At 41.5% G+C, this 2,289-nt stretch carries 1 protein-coding gene; it reads left to right on the forward strand.

Annotated features, from left to right (window positions below; translation table 11 throughout):
* Positions 1-373 precede the first annotated feature (373 nt).
* Positions 374-1,999, forward strand: coding sequence for a methyl-accepting chemotaxis protein (locus ACED59_RS24315; protein ID WP_017097513.1), 1,626 nt, complete (start codon positions 374-376; stop codon positions 1,997-1,999).
* Positions 2,000-2,289 lie beyond the last annotated feature (290 nt).

Consider the following 2,289-nt stretch of genomic DNA (forward strand, 5'->3'; position numbering starts at 1 on the left):
GAACGGCGGACTGTTAATCCGTATGTCGCAAGTTCAAGTCTTGCAAGGGGAGCCACATTCAAGAAAGCCAAGTCGAGAGACTTGGCTTTTTTTCGTTTGAATAAAAGTTAACACCATTCAATAACACATCAGTTCAACATTAAATCTTGATCTTCGAGTAAATGGACTACGTCCGCCACCCTTAATAGAGTAATTGCTCTTGCCTCTGTTTATTCATTTGACAGCGAAAAATGTTCTTCTGGGGACTTTTTTTTCTTCGTAAATTTAATCTTCATCATGTTTTGATACCTTTCTGATACCTGCACTACACGACTTAGCTTAAGATTCGTGAATGATACACCATACTTATTATTAGATCGCTGCACGGGGAAATATGAAATTAAAAACGCAAGCTTATTTATTATCAGGCATCATTTTGATTGCCTTGCTCGCACTTACGGCTACAGGTTTATGGACCTTAAGAGTTGCTAGCAACATAGACAACAAAGCTCGCGTGACAGAGCTATTTAAAAGTGCATACAGCATTCTTACTGAAGTCGAAAAAATGGCTATTGATGGCACTCTAGAAGAACAACAAGCCAAACAGCTTGCCACTCGCCTACTGCGCAACAATATCTATAAAGACAATGAATATGTATATGTTGCTGATGAAGATATGACTTTTGTCGCAACACCTTTAGATCCGCAACTACACGGAACCAGCTTTAATGATTTTAAAGATGGCGATGGAAATAGCGTTGGCCAACTTATTCAGCGAGCACTTGGCAATAGAACAGGACAAATAGTCGAATACACCTGGACACAAAAACTCCCCGACGGAAGCATTGAAGAAAAACTGTCCATCGCAGAAAAAACACCTCATTGGGGTTGGGTTGTAGGTACAGGTATCGGCTTCAATGAAGTCAACGCAAGGTTTTGGTCAACAGCACAATGGCAACTGATTTTATGTTTGGCTATTGCTGGTGTCATTCTTTCAAGCTTGATTATCTCAATTAAACGTATGCTATCGCTACTTGGCGGTGAACCCAAAGACGTAAGAGAAGCAGTACAAGCTGTCGCAGAAGGAAAAATTCAAACATCGTTTGAGACTCAAGCTGAGCAAGGCAGTATCTATCACGCTGTACAACAAATGAGTCAATCACTGGCAGAGTTAGTATCAAACCTCAACTCTTCAATGCTAGCGTTAAGAGGCGAATTACAGTGCGTGGAAGATCGTGCAGGTTCTATCGCTCAACTTACTGAAACTCAGCAACAATCAACTGAAATGATCGCAACAGCAATGACTGAGATGGCGTCTTCAGCAAATAATGTTGCCGATTCAGCTGGCGATACAGCTCGTAACACCGACGAGGCAGACAAACAAAGCCAACATACTCAGCTCCTAATCCACAACACAGTAGATAATATTCAAGGCCTAGCAGGACAATTAGGTACAGCCAGTGAAGCTGTTGCTAACCTAGACAACGACGTAAACAATATTGTTAAGGTATTGGACGTTATAGGCGATATTGCAGAGCAAACTAACCTGTTAGCACTTAACGCTGCTATTGAGGCTGCGCGAGCGGGTGAACAAGGTCGTGGATTTGCAGTAGTGGCGGATGAGGTACGTAATCTTGCTGGTCGAACGCAATCGAGCACCAAAGAGATTCAGTTAATGATCAATAATCTTCAAGAAGGTTCCCGTAACGCCATTCAAACAATGAATGTGTGTGCGGCAACGAGTGAAAGTACTGTAGCAGAGTCTCAGAATGCCTCTGAAGCGCTACAACAGATTGTGATTGCATTAGAGTCTATATCATCAATGAGCCATCAAATCGCAACAGCAGCCGCTGAACAGACCCAGGTAAGCGATGATATATCGAAGCGTATCAATATGATTGAAGAAAGTGGCAACCAACTGAGCGATGTCGTAACGGAAAGCCATAACAGTACTCAAACTTTAGCTTCTCTTTCTAACGAATTAGAGACTTGGGTAAATAGGTTTGAAGTAAAACACTAAACTCTCGAGAAAAACCTTTAATATAAAAGCACGTTTTCATACGTGCTTTTTTTATTTCAGCGCTCATTCAAAGCAGTTAACCGTAGTTTTGCCATCTTTTAAGGCATGCTAGACCTAGGTTTTTCTACCCAAACGAACAAAAACAACCCACTAAGTATAGAAAAACATCAAACAATACTTTTTTTGCAATTTAATGTTGACCCAGAACGCGAAAACACGTTTAATACACCTCGTAGCCCGGATAGCTCAGTCGGTAGAGCAGAGGATTGAAAATCCTCGTGTCGGTGGTT

Source organism: Vibrio sp. FF266, from assembly GCF_041439695.1.
In the GTDB taxonomy this organism is placed as follows: domain Bacteria; phylum Pseudomonadota; class Gammaproteobacteria; order Enterobacterales; family Vibrionaceae; genus Vibrio; species Vibrio tasmaniensis_A.

Excerpts from the sequence above, each read along its gene's own strand:
- ACED59_RS24315 (WP_017097513.1), top strand. The coding sequence starts at position 374 with ATGAAATTAAAAACGCAAGCTTATTTATTATCAGGCATCATTTTGATT.